Source organism: Pseudomonas asplenii (genome assembly GCF_001293465.1).
Classification (GTDB): Bacteria; Pseudomonadota; Gammaproteobacteria; order Pseudomonadales; family Pseudomonadaceae; genus Aquipseudomonas; species Aquipseudomonas fuscovaginae_B.
Genome location: NZ_JSYZ01000004.1, coordinates 404,863 through 420,739 on the forward strand (window position 1 = coordinate 404,863; position 15,877 = coordinate 420,739).

Genomic DNA, 15,877 nt, shown 5'->3' on the forward strand with positions numbered 1-15,877 from the left:
CCAGGCAGGTGCAAGGATCACGGTCTCGCATCGATGAAACACCGTGGTGCTTCAGGACTACAGGGGACAGCGTGGCCCTTTGAAAAACGATGTTATCCGGGCCTGAGGGGTGTGTTGTTATCACGAACGACAGGAGGCGCGACCGAAGGTGATCACGATTGAGGCGATCATCATCACGCCAGCCAGTATGAAGGTCAGGCGCATGCCGGAAGCGATCGCCAAAGCGCTGGCGTGCGAGAACGCTTGCGTTCCGACACCGTACGAGAAAACGGCCCCCATCACGGATGCCCCGGTGATCAGGCCGACATTGCGCGACAGGCTGAGCAGTCCCGACACGGTGCCGCGCCGATCCTGGGGCACGTCTGCCAGTGTGGTGGTGTTGTTGGCCGCCTGAAAGAGCTGATAGCCCGGCGTCAGGACGATGATGGAGATCAGGTAGCCCGCAACGCCGATCATGTTCGGCACAAACGCGAGCAAGAAAGCGCCCGCCGCCAACAGGGCAAGTCCCAGGGCCAGTGCACGGTCACAGCCCCAGGCATCGACGAGCCGTCCCGAGGGAACCCCGCTGAAGATGGAGATCACCGGGCCCATGGCCATGACGCAGCCGACCTGCGCCGCCTTCAGGCCCAGACCGACGCCCAGAAAGAAGGGCCCCACCACCAGCGTCGTCATCATGACAGCGGCCACCAGGCCGTTGACAAGCAGGTTGGGCACCAGGCGCCAGCCCAGCACCGACCACACGCTTGCAGAAGGCGTCGTGCCCTCGCCGGTGTCGCCCGGCAGCGTCACGGCAGCCAGGATCAAGGCGATAAACGCCAGCGGGAACTGGACCCAGAAGATCCCGCGCCATCCCGTCACCTCGATCAAGAGCCCTCCCAATGAGGGGCCCAGCGCTGTTCCGAGTGCCGAGACGGTACCGAGCAGGCCCATCGCACGCCCCATACGCGCCTCACTGGCCGTCTGGCGCATCAACGCCATGGCCAGCGTCATCAGGAAGGCGGCGCCGATACCCTGGAGCGCCCTCGCACCGATCAGCAGCCACAGGTTGGGCGCAACGCCGCACAGCCCCGAGGCAACGCCGAATATCGCCAGTCCAGCCATGAGCATCGGTTTCAGCCCGAAGCTGTCGCCGAGCCGGCCAGCGATCAGGACCGCGATCGTCAGGGTCGCCAGGTAGGCGACGACCACCGACTGCACCTGGGCGAACGGTGCCGAAAACGCCTCGGCCAGCGTGGGCAGCGCGATATTGGCAATGCTGGTGCCGAGCGAGGTCAGCAGCATCGACAATGCCAGCGTGAACGTGATGCCTGCTTGTGTTCTCTTCGATACGAGCGATTGCGCCCATTTCATCACCTTGCCCCCTTTCCAGAATTTCAGACTCAAAGTAGTTTGCAACTTCAAGTCAACTTGAGGTCAAGCATGAAACTTCTGGATATTGGCGAGGTGTCGGCGAAGAGCGGGATCAGGCCCTCGGCGCTGCGCTACTACGAGGAAGCCGGGTTGATCGCGTCCATCGCACGGCATGGGCTGCGCAGGCAGTTTTCGCCCGAGGTGCTGTTGCAGCTCAAGCTGATTTCGATGGGTAAATCAGCGGGTTTCTCGCTTGGGGAGATTGCCGGCATGTTCGGCAGGGATGGCCTGCCGGACCTGTCACGCCCCTTGCTCCATCACAAGGCTGACGAGATTGACCGCCAGATCCGCGAGCTGACGGCCCTGCGCGACACCCTTCGCCACGTTGCCGACTGCCCTGCGCCATCCCACCTGGAATGCCCCACTTTTCGGCGACTGGTAGAGATGGCCGGCAAGCGCGACATCAAGCAGGCAAAGAAGAAATCACCCGCCTTCAAGGCCAACCGGTGACCCTGGAAGCGGGCCCGCTCAAGGCGTCACACCGGTCTCGCCAGCCAGGCCACGAGGTCCTCGGGCGGCATGGGCTTGGCGTAGTAATACCCCTGCCCCTGATCACATCCCCAGCCACGCAGGAGATGATGGTGTAAATCCGTTTCTATACCTTCCGCCACGACCGTGAGACTCAAGTCGCGCAGAAGGCTGATCAGGCCTCGAACAATGTGCCACTCATTGTTCCCCGGCTGCAGGTTGGCCAGCAGCGAACGGTCGAGCTTCACACTGGTGGCGGGGATTCTGCGCAGATACACCCAGTTGCTGTAGCCACTGCCAAAATCGTCGATGCCAATCGCCACACCCAGGTCTCGGAAGCGTTGCAGTTGCTGGTGGACCATATCGAAGTCGGTCACGAGTGCGCTCTCGGTGAACTCGAGTTCTATATGGCGAGCGTCCAGGCGGTATTCGCTCAACGCGCGGGTCAAGTCCTCGAACAGGTGGCCGTCACCCAGATCCAGCGCAGAGATGTTCAGCGATACCGACAGCTGCAGCCCTTGAGCCTGCCATTGGGCCAGTTGCTCGCAGACACGCCGGACCACCAGGCGTGTGATGCCACGAATCGATGCGGTCGTTTCAGCCAAGGGGATGAATTCCGCAGGGCTGATCGGACCCAAGGTGGGATGGGTCCAGCGCAGAAGTGCCTCGACTGCCACACAGCGATTATTGGCCAGGCCGACCCTGGGCTGGTAGACGAGGCGCAATTGATCCGAAGCGATAAGCGCCGCCTCGAGGTCGTTGAGCAATGTGGTGCTGCGACGCAGGCTGGCATCCACCACAGGGTCATAACCCAGCCAGCGATGTTCGCTTTGACGTGCGGCGTCGGTCATGCTAGCCATCAGGCGCAGGCTGTCGAGTGAGGCATCGACCTCTACGCCCAGTTCCAGAACACTGATAGCCACGTCCGCGAACACCGGCACGTTGCCACAGTGCAGCGGCCTGCTCAGCGCCAGGACGATTTTATTGAGTTGTTCGGACAAGGCCATCGCCTCGCAAGGCTCGACCAGGGTCAGGAAACTCAGGGTACTGACCCGATACAGACGTGCGGACGCAGGCAGCACCTCCAACAGGACTTCCTTGACCGCGAGCATGAAATCGGTGAAAAACTCCACACCCAGAGCCTTCACCTGTCTGTCCATGCCAGATGCCGAAATCGGCTCGATCAATACAGCCAGTTGGCCGGCAAATGCATCGGCGTCATGAAGGTCAGCCTCGAAGCGCCGCCGATTGGGCAACCCGGTGATCGGGTCGTAAAAATGTTGCTGGTGGATGGACTGCAGTCGCGACACCACAATCTGCGCGGCATTGCGCAGCAGCTCCTGATCGCGCTCGTTCAGAGCCGCTCGCGTCTTCCGGTCGATGATGCACAGGCGGCCTACACTCACACCGGGCCTGACCATCAGGGCAGCCCCGGCGTAGTAGCGGATGTACGGGTCCCCCGTCACCAACGGATTATCGACAGTACGGGAATCTGTCTGTGCATCGCAGATTTCCAGCACCGTCTCCTGCCCCAGGCAGTGAGCACAGATGGACAGCTCCTTCGGCGTACGCTCCAGGGCCATACCTATCCGTGCCTTGAATATCTGATAGTCGCGATCAATGATGCTGACCAGTGCGATCGGCACATTGAAATAAGCGCAGAGCATGGATACGACGCTGTTCAGCACAGGGTCCGAGCCGCTTGAAAGCTCGGACGTCAAACGGTCGACCTCGACCAGACGCAAGCGTTCATCCTGCTCGATTGTCGTATTGTCCATGGTAACTCCAGTTGCAGTGTGAAAGGCGCATGCCCTTAAGAGTGGCACATTGCCGGTTTGTTCATCCTTGAGGGCTCCGCAAGATGGAACCTCATGCTCCTTCAAAGGAACTAATGCCAGACCGTTACTGACGGGGAAAGCCTCCAGGCAGCGCCCTAGACGCTTGCCAGCTATGATGATGGCCAGAAACCTCAACACCGGAGTCATTCTTGTCCAGTTTTTTTAGACGGGCCGCCAACGTTCTTCAACGTTTGGAACGAATTCATCTCAAGCGCCCGACACGCTACCTGGGGGCTGTGCTGGTGGTTGCGTTGTGCTGTGTTGTGCGTGCACAGATGTCAGCCACGGCGCTCCCTTATCTATTCTTCATACCCGGCTTGATGCTCATCGGCTTCTGGTTTGGTGTAGGACCCTCCGTACTGGGATGCGTCCTGGCAGTGCTCGCGGCACAATATTTCTTCATAGGGCCGATCGGTTTTGAAGACGACCCGACGACGTGGCTCAACAGCCTGAATTTCGGATTGGTCACCTTGGGCATAGCCATCGTCTGCGCCCTGTTGCGACGCAGCCTCAGAGCACTGGACAAGGTCAATAAAAACCTTGAAGGCGAAGTGCAACGGCGCACGGATGAGCGCGATGGTATCTGGAAGGCGTCTCCCGACCTCATCTGCACACTGTCCGAGAGCGGTGAAGTGCTGGCGATGAACCCCGCCTGGCAGGTCGAAACCGGCTGGAGCGAGCAACAGCTCAGGGAAGGCGCGTTTTCCAGTCTGATTTCACCGGCACAGTTATCGGACGCCTTGCGCAGTCTCGGTGATCGCCCCATAGCGGAACTCGATACCCAGAGTGTGCGCAGCAATGGCCAGCCCCTGCTCCTGAACTGGAGAATCGCGGAGCGTGCAGGCCTCTATTTTGCTATCGCACGGGACATCACCCTCTACCGTGAGCGACAGCAGGCACTGGAACGGGTCAGCACCCAGTTGCAGCAGAGTCAAAAAATGGAATCGCTCGGACAATTGACGAGGGGGCTGGCGCACGACTTCAACAACCTGCTCACCATCATCAATGGTACTCAGGAGATGATCCAGCAGCGCCTCCTCCAGGGGCGATTCGGTGAAGTCGAGCGCTATGTCACGCTGGCCAGAGACGCCACCCACAGGGCCAGTTCACTGACACATCGGCTGCTGGCTTACGCCAGGAAGCAACCCTTGGCGAGTGAAACGGTCGACCTCGCCCTGCTCATGGAGGGCATGAAAGAGCTGATTGCCAGAACGCTGACACCGCAGATTGAATTCCAGTTGCTGACAGTTTCAGACTCAGCCCTGTGCTACTGCGATGCCCATCAATTCGAAAATGCCCTGTTGAACCTGTGCATCAACGCACGCGATGCCATGCCCAACGGCGGTTGCCTGACCGTCGAGGTGCTCAGGCTGACTCTGGACGCTCCCCCGCCGGGTTCCGATCTGCACAGGGGTGACTATGTGCAGATACGGGTCACGGACACCGGCCAGGGCATGCCGGCCAGTGTGGCCGAGCATGCGTTCGAGCCGTTTTTCACCACCAAGCCGCTGGGTTCGGGTTCCGGCCTGGGACTCTCGGTGGTGCAGGACTTCATACGTCAGGCATCCGGGCATGCGCAAATCGAATCAGTGTTGGGTGAAGGCACCTCGGTCAGCCTGTTCTTGCCGGTATACAGCGGCGTGATGCCGGCTGCGAAAGATACCCCCGTCGACAGGATCGATAGGGCCGGACAGACGAACCTGGGCTCGGCGCTGGTCCTCGACGATGAGGCCGCCATACGCGAACTGGTCGGAGAGGCATTGCAGGACATGGGCTACCAGGTGGTCGAAGCGAGTACACCCAGTCAGGCTCTACAGCAGATCAATGAGCTACAGAATCTGCAGTTGATTGTGACGGACATCATATTGCCCGGTAACGTGAATGGCCACGACGTCGCCAAGGCTGCATGGGCAATGCGACCCGCCCTCAAGATTCTGTTCATATCAGGTTTCGTCGATGCCACCACCCGTATTCACGAACAGCAGGGCAAGGCCAAGCTGCTGGTAAAGCCCTTTACCATTCAGGAGTTCAAGACAGGCGTTGAACGACTGCTCAGTTAGCCCGACGGCTTCGTCGGGGGGATCATCGATTCACCTGCAAGCCAGGAAAATAGCTAGCCATACTATTACCACGACGCCGAACGATTAAACTTTCTGTGAAATCTTCCGATAAAATGGAACCAGCTAACGATGCGGAAGTGAAAAATGTTTAACTCTCACCTTAAAAAGGAGCTACAGCTACTCAAGGAGGAGATTAACGAGCTCCGCAGCAGACGAAATCTCATAAAAAACGAGATGCTGGAAGTTACAGTTGATCGCAACATGATCATCACGGCCGTCAACAGCAACTTCTCCAGCTTTGTTGGCCACGATCCAGACAAGCTCTTAGGTAACCCCCTGGGAAATCTCACGCCCAGTTACGTAAGAGACTTGCCTTGTTTCAAGAACTTTCAAAAAGCCATGAGCCTTGGCACAAGCGTTACAGATGAATATCGGTACATTGCAGCCAACGGCCAGATGGTTTGGATGAGAGCCATGTGGTGCCCTGTCAAAAACGAGACCGGCAGCGTTACCCACATGACAGCCTATGGCTGCAATGTGACGCAGAATGTAAACAAGTCAAGAGAGAACGAAGAGCTCATTCAAGCGCTGTATAGATCAACGGCAGTCATTGAGTTCAACCTGGACGGCACAATAATCAATGCCAACCAGAACTTTCTGAATACCGTAGGGTATTCGCTCGAGAGCCTATCAGGAAAACACCACAGGATATTCTGCGACCCCGAATATGCCTCCTCACCCGCCTACCAGGAACTGTGGAAAAGGCTGAATGACGGTCATTTTGTCGCCGAACGATTCAAGCGAATTGACAGTTCAGGCCGAGAACTCTGGTTGGAGGCTTCCTACAACCCCGTTCGCGACACTACCGGCAAACTCTACAAAATCGTGAAATTTGCCACAGCCATCACCGACCAGGTAAACCGGGAAAGGGAAGTCAGCTCGGCAGCCGGGATTGCCTACGAGGTCTCGCGCAAAACGGACAGTTCGGCCAAAAAAGGTGCGGAAGCCGTTCAGGACACCGTTGACACAATGAACAAGATAGTCGCGCAGGTCTCCAACGCCTCAGAGGGCGTTGAAGCCCTTGGTCATCAGTCACACCTGATCACCTCTATCGTTTCGACGATTGGAGGTATCGCGCAACAGACAAACCTGCTGGCCCTGAATGCTGCCATCGAGGCCGCTCGCGCGGGCGACCAGGGTCGCGGGTTTGCAGTCGTTGCGGACGAAGTTCGAAAACTGGCAGGAAGAACCAGTACCGCAACGGAAGAAATTGTCGAAGTTGTCCAACGAAACAATGCCCTGGTGGCGGAGGCGGTGACCAGCATGAGTGAAAGCCGTCGGCAAGCGGAAATAGGGCTTTCACTGGCCAGCCAGGCAGGAAACGTCATCGTCGAGATCCAGTCAGGAGCACAAGAAGTGGTCAGCGCGGTAGGAAGATTTGCCAACCATCTCTCTAACGAGGGGTGACAGCAAAATACTGTAGCGGTCCTCCCATCACTGCGGTACTGACGCCCAGGCACTCATTACCCACGTCATCAGGCGGGCAAGCCCGCCGATGACTTCACCAAGGCATTTCCACCTTGACCCAAGAGCAGGCCACTCAGTGGCCCTGACGATGCAGGCTATTGAAGCGCTCGTAATGCATGCTCACGGGTTGTACACCTTCATGAAGTGTCTTGTTCCAACACCTTGTTCATAAAGATAACGGCAAGCGTGCCGATACTCCAAAAGCACTCCAGTCACTGCACGCTGTTTTTGACGATGAGCAAGGAACACAAAATGATGTCTACTCGTCAGAACGCACTCAAAGCAGCAGACGTCATCCTGTGCGGATTGGTGTGCCTGGCAGGGCTGGCCATCACCTTTCTGGTACTGACTCTGTTCGAAAGGTCAGAGCAGCGTACCGTTAGCGTTGCTTTTCAGCTGGAGGTCGACGAGAGATTCAGTCGCCTGCAACGACGCTTTAATACCCAGGTCCTGAAACTGGACGTTGTGAGGCGTTTCTTTATCAACGCCGACGATGTCACTGAAAGGGAGTTTTTGGGATTCGTCACGCCCCTGGTCGGAGAGGACGAATCCTGTGGCTGGGTACCGAGGATTCTCGAGAAGGACCTCCAGGCTTTTCGCGCCAAGGCGCTTGGTAACGGCACCAGTGATTTTTCATATCATGAAATGAATCCCGTCACCGGCGAGAGAGCCCCCCTCACCCACCGGCCGGAACACCTGATATTGCTCTACTTATTGAAGCGCGATGACGTAACGATCATGCCCGGCATGGATGTTCTGGCTCGCCCGGGCCGCCAGGCCTTGATGAGCAAGGCACGAGAAACACGTCAAATAGCCGTGTCGGAACCGTTGGAAATGACCAATGGGCAGTCGGGAATTTTCTTTGTCGCACCTGTCTTCCGCGAGTCCCGCAAGGCTTCCTTGAACGATGATGATTTGCAGGGATTCGTTGTCTCCACCGTGCGCTTGGCTTCTTTGATGGAACAAGGGATTCCATTGCCAAGTCTGCAACGACTGAACGTGGCGCTTTCATTGAGCGACACGCAGCATCAAGGGGAAACCATTTATCACAGCTCGACCCCTGCTGCCCCTTCAGGGCTGTACGCGCAGCGGCTGCTGAAAGTAGCCGACCAGAATTACCTGATCCAGTTCAGACCCAGCTCGACCTTTCTGCTCAGCAACAGCTACGCCCTGTCCACCAACCTGATTATCGCGTTCGGAGCAGGGTTGACACTGCTGCTGACCTCGATGGTGTACATGCTGATCACGCAGCGGGCCCGTGCGCTCTCGCTGGTTGATGAACGCACACAAGACTTGCGTCTGTTGAACATCACCGACCACCTGACCGGCGTCTATAACCGCCGACACTTCGAAGAATTGATGGAAAGCCTGCTCGTCGAGGCTACCGTGCACTACCGCCCTCTGTCGCTGATCATGTTTGACGTCGATCACTTCAAACAGATCAACGACCGCTACGGCCATCAGTGGGGTGATAACGTTCTGAAGTCGTTGTGCACACGGATACGTTCGGCCACACGCAAAACCGATCTGTTGTGCAGAACGGGCGGAGAAGAGTTTGCATTGATCTGCCCGGATACCGAACTGGACGATACGAGACTGCTGGCAGAAAAGCTTCGAGCTCTGATAAGCAACCTGCCGTTTGACGATATTGGACAGGTGACTTGTAGCTTCGGCGTTGCGACGTGGACTCCATCAGAATCGTTTGACGCCTTCGTCCGGCGTGCCGATACCGCGATGTACAGAGCCAAATCAAGTGGTAGAGATCAAGTCCAGCTTGCCGAGGTGTAGCAGAGCGGCTGCCGGGGTCCAACACCACCAAGCAGCACGCCGGAAGATCATCTTCACCAACAGCCCGCCGACCGAGGGGACCATTGCGGCTTTTCCCGACGATAAGGTGAGGCTTCACCCGTACTAGGCCCATCGTGTCCCCGCCACATCCCATGACAGCGCCTGCTGCTCTCTCACGTGACTCCAGGTGCCGTGGTCCAGGCGGTACATGACCATCGTCTTGAAGATCCGCTTATTGAACCCTTCGTACTCGATCAGCGTGACCAGCAGCGGAACGTCGGCTTCCCAATATTGCTCAATGTAAGCCAGCTGTTTTTCGAGGGTGCCCGTGGGCGCATAGCTGAACAGAAAACAGAACTGGGGGCGCTCCTTGAGGGCTGCATCAGAGAGCTTTTTTGGCTCGTTGATCTCGTTTTCAAGGGGACTCTCCCACTCCCACTCGGCAAAGACCACCGCGCTTTTCTGCGCGTCGCGGATCACCGCATCGGTACGGCCACTGGACTCAAAATGAGCGTAGTACCCCATCAGGTCGGCGACCCGGCGTACGGTGTAGCCGGTATGGATGTTCCAATCCGAGGTTGAGCCCCAGTCCCGACTGTAGCCATCCAGGGGGAAGTCGCGGTACCAGCAATAGGCAAACAGCGTCGAGAAATCGTTGAGCAGGTCCGTCTTCATGTTTCGTATCCTTTTGGGCCAGTGAAATGCTGAACCCTTGATAAAATCCCAACCTCGCTTTTTTGCGCAGTTGGGCCCCGCTGCGCGGGTATGATACGCGCCCGAAGCCGTCCGCTGGAGGCGGTGTGTTTGAGCACAGGAAGTCCCATGAAAAAAATGCTGTTCGGTGTGTGTCTGCTCTCACTGGCCGGTTGCGTCAGCTCGCCCGATACCACCTTCACCCAGGCCACCCCAGGCTGCAAGTCGTCCACCACTGAGGTCAACGGAAAACCGGTCACCACGCAGTTCTGCATCAAGTCCATCGCCTTCAAACCCTCGCAATACCGAGTGGCTGTCAACGACCAGGTGCTGTTCACCGGTACGGATTACCAACGCGTAGCCTTCACCAAAACCATCAAGGAAGGCCCGGCCAAAGGGGGGTGCGATGAGCTGATGCAATTGCAGGGCTCAGGTTCCAAGCCGGTACTCTTGAACCAGTTGCCCGCCGAATTGGTGGCCGGTTGCCGGATTACCGCCGACGCGGCCGGAAATGCCCAGGCCTTCAGCAAAGACGCCGCTTGCGACAAGGTGTTCTACAAGTCGCTGGTGTCGTTGTTGGGGAAAGTGACGCCGGTTGAAGTGGCCCGCCAATGCACCGTGGCGGTCGGTGAGCAAAAAGTGTTTGACCAGCGTTTCGATTTTTAGAGAACGCAGCTGGAGCGGAGGAATGGATAGCGTTCCTCTGCTCTGGCCGTCAGTCGGGAATGCAGCTGCCGCTCGGCTGCGCGGGGCCTATAAGGCGCTTTCGAAGCGCTCCTTGATGCCCGCCACAATGGCAGGAATGTTGAAATCGTGGGGCGCCGCAGTGGCCCGTGGCGAAATACCTTTCAGTTTTCGCTCAATGCTGCTCAGGCGAGACAAGAGCGAGCCACTGATGGCTGCGTACTTGGCCAGCAGGAGCAGATAGTCGTCAGCGGTAGGGTTGAGGGCGTCGACCGCCCCAGCAATTTTCATTATCTGCTGGAGCGTAAACTGTCGCTGGTCCTGATAGGTCTGCAGGTCATTGACCCGGTTCAGGGCCCGGCCCTCCCTGAGAGAGAACCGGATATCAAACAAAAAGTGGGTCTGAACAATCGGCTCGTTATTGAAGAAGTCCTTACGACGGCATGCGCTCTCCAGCACGGTCATAAACAAGGTGATGCCGGGTGCCAGTGTCCTCTTATCCGCCTTGATGGTAACAAGGTCCTCGGTTGGCGAGCCGGAACGGGTCAATAACCCCTGTACGGTGTCGAATGCAGCATTGGAGATCAATACGTCAAGATTGCTCATTTCCCCAAGCACGTAGCTCGTCTCGCTGGCAAACGGTCCCCAGAGTACGCCGACCGGGGGCGGAGCACCAAAAAGGGTCTTGCAGCAGGCATCGATCATCTGCTCGACCGACTCAAGCGACCACTCACTGACCAAGGTCAGGTGCCGAAAGTCGCCCGATATGAGGGAGGTGTCGTCGCCATATGAGCGGTAATGGGCTTCGATCCTTTGCTTGAGCTCGGCGGCTTGGCCGTCAAGGCGCCTATACAACTCATTAAAGGATTGATCGATGTAAACCTGGAATCGGGCGTTCAATTTGAGCAACTGTTCGACACTTCTCGACTGTCCCATACATCGCTCCTGGTGTGAGTGGATATCAGCCCGTGCTGCGCACCTCAGCTTCTGGTCCTTGGGCACCCAGCACAGGCGACGGCCAGAGCATAAGCCGGGGTTCCCGGATTGCCTATGGCTATCTGCCAGCTAACCCCTGGCGTATGACCCTGAGGGCACCCTGAACGCACTCAGTCCCTCGCCATCGGCGACAGAGGCGCCCTTCTAGCCCAACACGATGCCCACTCCACCATGACACTCTGCGAAGGCGACACCATCAGGCTCATCACCGTTGATCTGGCCGAGATCACCTATAGGGATTGGCTGAGTTTCAGGTAGGCAGCGCCGGGAGACATTGCCCAAGTCCTGCACCTGTATGACAGCCCCTCCGGCAGATCTCTGCAATTGGTCTGCGGGCCTCCACCCGGTAACTTCGAGTGGGGTGCTACGTTCAAGGAGCAAGGGTTCACCTTTGAGGTCGTGTCCAGGAAGGTCGATGAAATATAGCCGTATCTCACGACCCCGGCGCAGCTTCAAGGTAAATGATCGCTGGCGCAGCTGCGAATGGACTGGATGCTGGAGAAGCAGACCGCCAGTGCCAGCAACTGACCGCGCTGTGTAGAAAAACGGGAAGCCAGGCTTCCTGCTTAACCATATGAAGGCACGCGGCGACAACCGAGCCTCACCGCAGCCTCAGGTCATTTGGCGCTGAAGTCGAAGCGCCAAAGACCGTGATCGCGGGTGAGAGTGACATCCACCCAGCTCGATGGCTTCCCGCTTGAACCCGGGGCTGTATTTCTTGCGCTTCATGAACACTCCTTCAGCTCGGTGTGAGCTTACTCGAAAGTGTCCGTGTTAGTGGGGTAGAACCCAGGCAAGCCTACAAAGCTTTGCAGGTCCACCGTTTCTGCGGACAAGCTGATTACTGATCCGATCGTGGAACAGGCCATGATGTCGCTGACCGCGATAGTCAACCGCGCTCACAGTATTCTGCACCCGTCCGATGAGGATCACGCCAAACGCATTCTGCGAATCCTGCGTTCGCGCAATCACCAAGAACCGGCTCAAAACATCAAGCTCTGGGCAATCCAGAATGGCTGGTTACCCAAGGCAGCTGAACGTTTGGAAGCCCTGGCCGAAAAGACGTTCGCGTTGCGGTCAAAGCCAAAATTCGATACCCCAGAACATGCCAAGCAAAGCTACCAGCGTTGGACGGACGCAGCTAAGTCTTAGCAGCACGACCAAGCGGGAGGGCTACTAAAAATGCCTTACTAAACATCCCCGGCGCCATCTCAGTCAACGCAAGAAGATCCCTCTCGCCTTCGAGATAGCCGCCTGTCACACCTTGCAGATGGCTCTCGTAGGTGTTGGCATTTCGCAAACCCACTCCTTCCACACACTGAACCAGCACCCGAGCGGTGCATTTCTGGCGCAATATCATGGGGGGCGCAAGCATGGAACAATCACGCAGGTTGAACACAGGCAAACGGTAATATTTGGTATCAACTAATCACAACTTCAAACAATCCCCGCCTGATTTTTTTAGTGTCCAGCGAAACGCTGCTGCATGATCGGCAAGTGAACTCAACCTGGTCGACACGCTGTTGTCGCTTCCCCTGAACACGGATGTCAAATGAACACCCACACCAACTTTTTCTTTGGAAAGCACGCCCTTGGCGAACTCTATGACGTTGCCCTGGACAAACTCAACGACATCGACGGCCTGACACAATTGCTCTGCAATGCAGCAGCCAAGGCCGGTGCAACAGTCTGTGGCACCCTGACCAAACGTTTCGAACCTCAAGGCGCAACGATTCTGGTGCTACTGGAGGAATCGCACGCCTCCTTCCACACCTATCCAGAACATGGTGCATTGTTTCTCGACATCTTTACTTGTGGAACAAGCTGCGACCCCACCAAGGCCTTCGATTTCATTCGTGAGCATTTGCAGTGTGGCGAATCGGCGATGAAGGTCGTGGAGCGCGGTGCAATCTGATAAGAATGCCGCCCGGTTTTCCCCAGGCGGCAGGCGTTGCTTGAGCAGGTAACCGGTGTCACTCGACCGACAGGGATTGACGCTGGCTGAGTCCATAGTTGGATAGGCGCAAATAGCGTTCATTGAGGTTCATGAACGGCCGAATCAGCGGTGCGATGATGAGCAGAAATGCAATCGTACCAATACCGAAAGGCCCGCCCAATACCCACCCAGCCAGGAAGATGGAGATCTCCAGAACCATTTTGGAAAAGGTGAAGGACCAGCCCACCTTGCGCATGATGGTGATCACCATCAGATCGATGACACGAATACCAATCCCGCTCATGATAATCAGCGCAGAAGCATAGGCGCACAACGCCAGGCCGATGGCGAGCATCACATAGGAAGTGAACCTGGCGCTCAGCAGGTCATCGATCTCCAGCAGCAGCCATAAGTCGATGAACAGACCGGTCAGCGTGGTGGTGACAAACGGACTGATGGGAGGCCATCGCTTGTTCCACAGGGCCCACCAGGCCAGCATGGCGATGGAAAAAATCGCGGAACAGGCACCCAATCCCAAATTCAACTTACCGTTCAAACCAATAACGAACACGTCTAGCGGGTCAGTCCCCAGATGGCTGGTGATGAAGAACAACGCCCCCAACGAAAATACCACCACCCCTCCCAGGTACATGCTCAGCCGATCCACCGCCGACCAGGCCCTGGCACTTTCAATCAATACCCGTCGAACGGTGCTGTTACGGTCACTTCTGTTTCTCATTCCAAGTACGCTCCTTCGTTGAAACTTTCGGTTGTCCAAGGCCATCCCCTCAGCGTGTGCTCATGGAGATGAAGCTCAACCCGTTGCCGACGTGGCGGATGGTTGCCTTGCTGTTGCCCTGGCCGCCTTCACAGATTTCGTTCTGTACTTCATGGCTGGCCTCGGCCAGGTACAGTCCTCCCAACAGGGAAGCCTCGGTACCCTGGGGGGACTGCATGACCAACGGGGCAGTCAGAGACGGCTTGAGATAGCCGGGCTCGCGCAGCAGAACGCTGACCATCTGCGGCATTTCAGGAAAACGCCCCAGCAGACCGCCACCGAGGCAGACGACCTCGACTCGGAACAGCTCGACCAGGTTGGCCACAGTCAGTGCAAGCGCCTGAACGGCCCGCAAACGCCAATGGCTGAGCGCGGCCTCGTCAGAGAACCCCATCGAAGCGACAAACTTGTCCAGTGAGCGAAACGAGGCGTAAGCCTGCAGGCAACCGCTGCGGCCACAACTGCACAAAGCCCCTCCTGGCCAGACAAGCAGATGCCCCAGCTCCCGATTGGGCAGGATGCGTCCCTGGTAGACCACGCCACCGCCCACACCGGTACCCAGCGACAGATGCAGCAGGTTCGAGGCCCGCATGACCGTGGCATCACCGTAGGTCGCAGCGGTACCATCATCACACCAGATCACCCGATCGACGCCGGCGACACGAAAGACATGTGCCAAGGCGACCCCCTCCCAGTCGGGCCGATTGGGCCAGCGGATGATGGTGCCGTCGGCGTTGAGCGTCGGAGCGCTGGCGATGACCAGGCTACTGATCGGACCATGGAGCAGGATCTGCGATTCGATCAGTGCCTTCACCTGGTCCAGGATGACCTGAGGATGAAGACCGGAGGGAATCTCGATACGCTCACGCTGCATGATCCGTCCCGAGAAACTGAAGCACAGGGCGATCTTGCTACCACCCAGATCTACGCTTGCGCAATGCATCAGAAGCGCCCTCCACCGTCGACGGCAATCACCGCCCCGTTGATGTAGGAGGCCTCCGCACCGAGCAGAAAGGCGACCACCCCGGCCACCTCGGCTGGCTGCCCCAAACGACGCAAGCCGATGTGCCGACAGATCTCGCTGGCTTCGGTTTCGCTGTAGTGAGTCAAGGGGCCGGCGATCGCACCAGGGGCAACTACATTGACCGTGATGCCCTGTTCGCCTACTTCGAAAGCCAACGAACGAGCATAGGCATGCAGTGCACCCTTGGTTGAGGCATACAGGCTTTGGCCCGGCATTCCGGTCTCACCAGCACGCGATCCGATCAGCACCACCCGCCCCTGGCGCCGCTGTAGCATTGGGCGCATGAATTGACGCAACAAACGCGTGACGCTCTCGAAATTGAGCGAAAACAGCCGTTCGCTGTCCGACGGGCTACTGAACAGGGCCGATTTGCGCAACAGATTCGCCGCACAACAAACCACCGAGTGAATGACCAGCCCCCTGTCAGAGCAGATCGACATCAATCGCGTTGTCTGCTGCGCATTCGTCAGGTCGCAGGCCAAAATGATCAAGCGACCTGGCCACTCCCGTGTCCGCTCGAGCAGAGCCTGCAACGGTTGTTCATTGCGGTGAAACAGCGCAACCACGGTGACGCCCAGGCTGAGCAACTTTTCGCATATGGCAAGGCCCAGCGTACCGGATGCCCCTGTCACGAGGCATGCCTGTCTATTTGATTCCTGCATGATTTTCCCTATC

Annotated in this window: 13 protein-coding genes and 2 pseudogenes; 8 read left to right on the plus strand and 7 right to left on the minus strand. The window is 57.5% G+C overall.

Annotated features, from left to right (window positions below):
- Positions 1-120 precede the first annotated feature (120 nt).
- Complete coding sequence (locus PF66_RS08225; protein WP_054062395.1) at positions 121-1,350, minus strand: MFS transporter; 1,230 nt, start codon at positions 1,348-1,350, stop codon at positions 121-123.
- A gap of 69 nt (positions 1,351-1,419) precedes the next feature.
- On the opposite strand from PF66_RS08225, the gene PF66_RS08230 reads away from it, so the two are divergent.
- Entirely contained in the window at positions 1,420-1,860 is a 441-nt protein-coding gene (locus tag PF66_RS08230) for a helix-turn-helix domain-containing protein (protein WP_054062396.1), read from the plus strand.
- A gap of 26 nt (positions 1,861-1,886) precedes the next feature.
- On the opposite strand, the gene PF66_RS08235 is transcribed toward PF66_RS08230, so the two are convergent.
- Positions 1,887-3,656 carry a sensor domain-containing phosphodiesterase gene (locus tag PF66_RS08235; RefSeq protein WP_054062397.1) on the minus strand — a complete coding sequence of 590 codons (1,770 nt, stop codon included), beginning with the start codon at positions 3,654-3,656 and terminating at the stop codon, positions 1,887-1,889.
- 209 nt (positions 3,657-3,865) lie between these two features.
- Between PF66_RS08235 and PF66_RS08240 the strand changes: the two genes are divergently transcribed.
- From PF66_RS08240 to PF66_RS08250, 4 genes and pseudogenes are all read left to right on the plus strand, one after another.
- On the plus strand, positions 3,866-5,776 hold the full coding sequence (locus PF66_RS08240; protein WP_081009817.1) for an ATP-binding protein: 1,911 nt from the start codon (positions 3,866-3,868) through the stop codon (positions 5,774-5,776).
- A 234-nt stretch (positions 5,777-6,010) separates the two neighbouring features.
- A pseudogene (locus tag PF66_RS33860) lies at positions 6,011-6,697 on the plus strand (PAS domain-containing protein); the annotation flags it as partial.
- Positions 6,698-6,796: 99 nt separating this feature from the next.
- A pseudogene (locus tag PF66_RS33865) lies at positions 6,797-7,243 on the plus strand (methyl-accepting chemotaxis protein); the annotation flags it as partial.
- 312 nt (positions 7,244-7,555) lie between these two features.
- Complete coding sequence (locus PF66_RS08250) at positions 7,556-9,091, plus strand: diguanylate cyclase (protein ID WP_054062400.1); 1,536 nt, start codon at positions 7,556-7,558, stop codon at positions 9,089-9,091.
- 123 nt (positions 9,092-9,214) lie between these two features.
- Here the strand turns inward: PF66_RS08250 and PF66_RS08255 are convergent, their stop codons facing one another.
- On the minus strand, positions 9,215-9,766 hold the full coding sequence (locus PF66_RS08255) for a hypothetical protein (protein WP_054062401.1): 552 nt from the start codon (positions 9,764-9,766) through the stop codon (positions 9,215-9,217).
- Between the two features lie 147 nt (positions 9,767-9,913).
- Between PF66_RS08255 and PF66_RS08260 the strand changes: the two genes are divergently transcribed.
- Positions 9,914-10,450 carry a hypothetical protein gene (locus PF66_RS08260; protein ID WP_054062402.1) on the plus strand — a complete coding sequence of 179 codons (537 nt, stop codon included), beginning with the start codon at positions 9,914-9,916 and terminating at the stop codon, positions 10,448-10,450.
- Between the two features lie 87 nt (positions 10,451-10,537).
- On the opposite strand, the gene PF66_RS08265 is transcribed toward PF66_RS08260, so the two are convergent.
- The gene (locus PF66_RS08265) at positions 10,538-11,404 is read right to left on the minus strand and encodes a hypothetical protein (RefSeq protein WP_054062403.1); all 867 of its coding nucleotides are present in this window, start codon (positions 11,402-11,404) and stop codon (positions 10,538-10,540) included.
- A 927-nt stretch (positions 11,405-12,331) separates the two neighbouring features.
- Between PF66_RS08265 and PF66_RS08270 the strand changes: the two genes are divergently transcribed.
- Both PF66_RS08270 and speD read left to right on the plus strand, forming a co-directional pair.
- Positions 12,332-12,616, plus strand: coding sequence for a hypothetical protein (locus tag PF66_RS08270; RefSeq protein WP_192842750.1), 285 nt, complete (start codon positions 12,332-12,334; stop codon positions 12,614-12,616).
- A 400-nt stretch (positions 12,617-13,016) separates the two neighbouring features.
- Positions 13,017-13,379, plus strand: a complete 363-nt coding sequence (gene speD / locus PF66_RS08275; RefSeq protein ID WP_054059646.1) for an adenosylmethionine decarboxylase — start codon at positions 13,017-13,019, stop codon at positions 13,377-13,379.
- Positions 13,380-13,437: 58 nt separating this feature from the next.
- On the opposite strand, the gene PF66_RS08280 is transcribed toward speD, so the two are convergent.
- From PF66_RS08280 to PF66_RS08290, 3 genes are read right to left on the minus strand one after another with little or no spacing between them, the layout of a single operon-like run.
- A complete protein-coding gene (locus tag PF66_RS08280) occupies positions 13,438-14,139 on the minus strand; it encodes a YczE/YyaS/YitT family protein (RefSeq protein ID WP_152972981.1) in 702 nt (233 codons plus the stop codon).
- A 49-nt stretch (positions 14,140-14,188) separates the two neighbouring features.
- The gene (locus PF66_RS08285; RefSeq protein ID WP_054059644.1) at positions 14,189-15,121 is read right to left on the minus strand and encodes an ROK family protein; all 933 of its coding nucleotides are present in this window, start codon (positions 15,119-15,121) and stop codon (positions 14,189-14,191) included.
- A complete protein-coding gene (locus PF66_RS08290; protein ID WP_081009818.1) occupies positions 15,121-15,864 on the minus strand; it encodes an SDR family NAD(P)-dependent oxidoreductase in 744 nt (247 codons plus the stop codon). Before PF66_RS08290 ends, PF66_RS08285 begins: the two co-directional genes overlap by 1 nt.
- Positions 15,865-15,877: the final 13 nt, after the last annotated feature.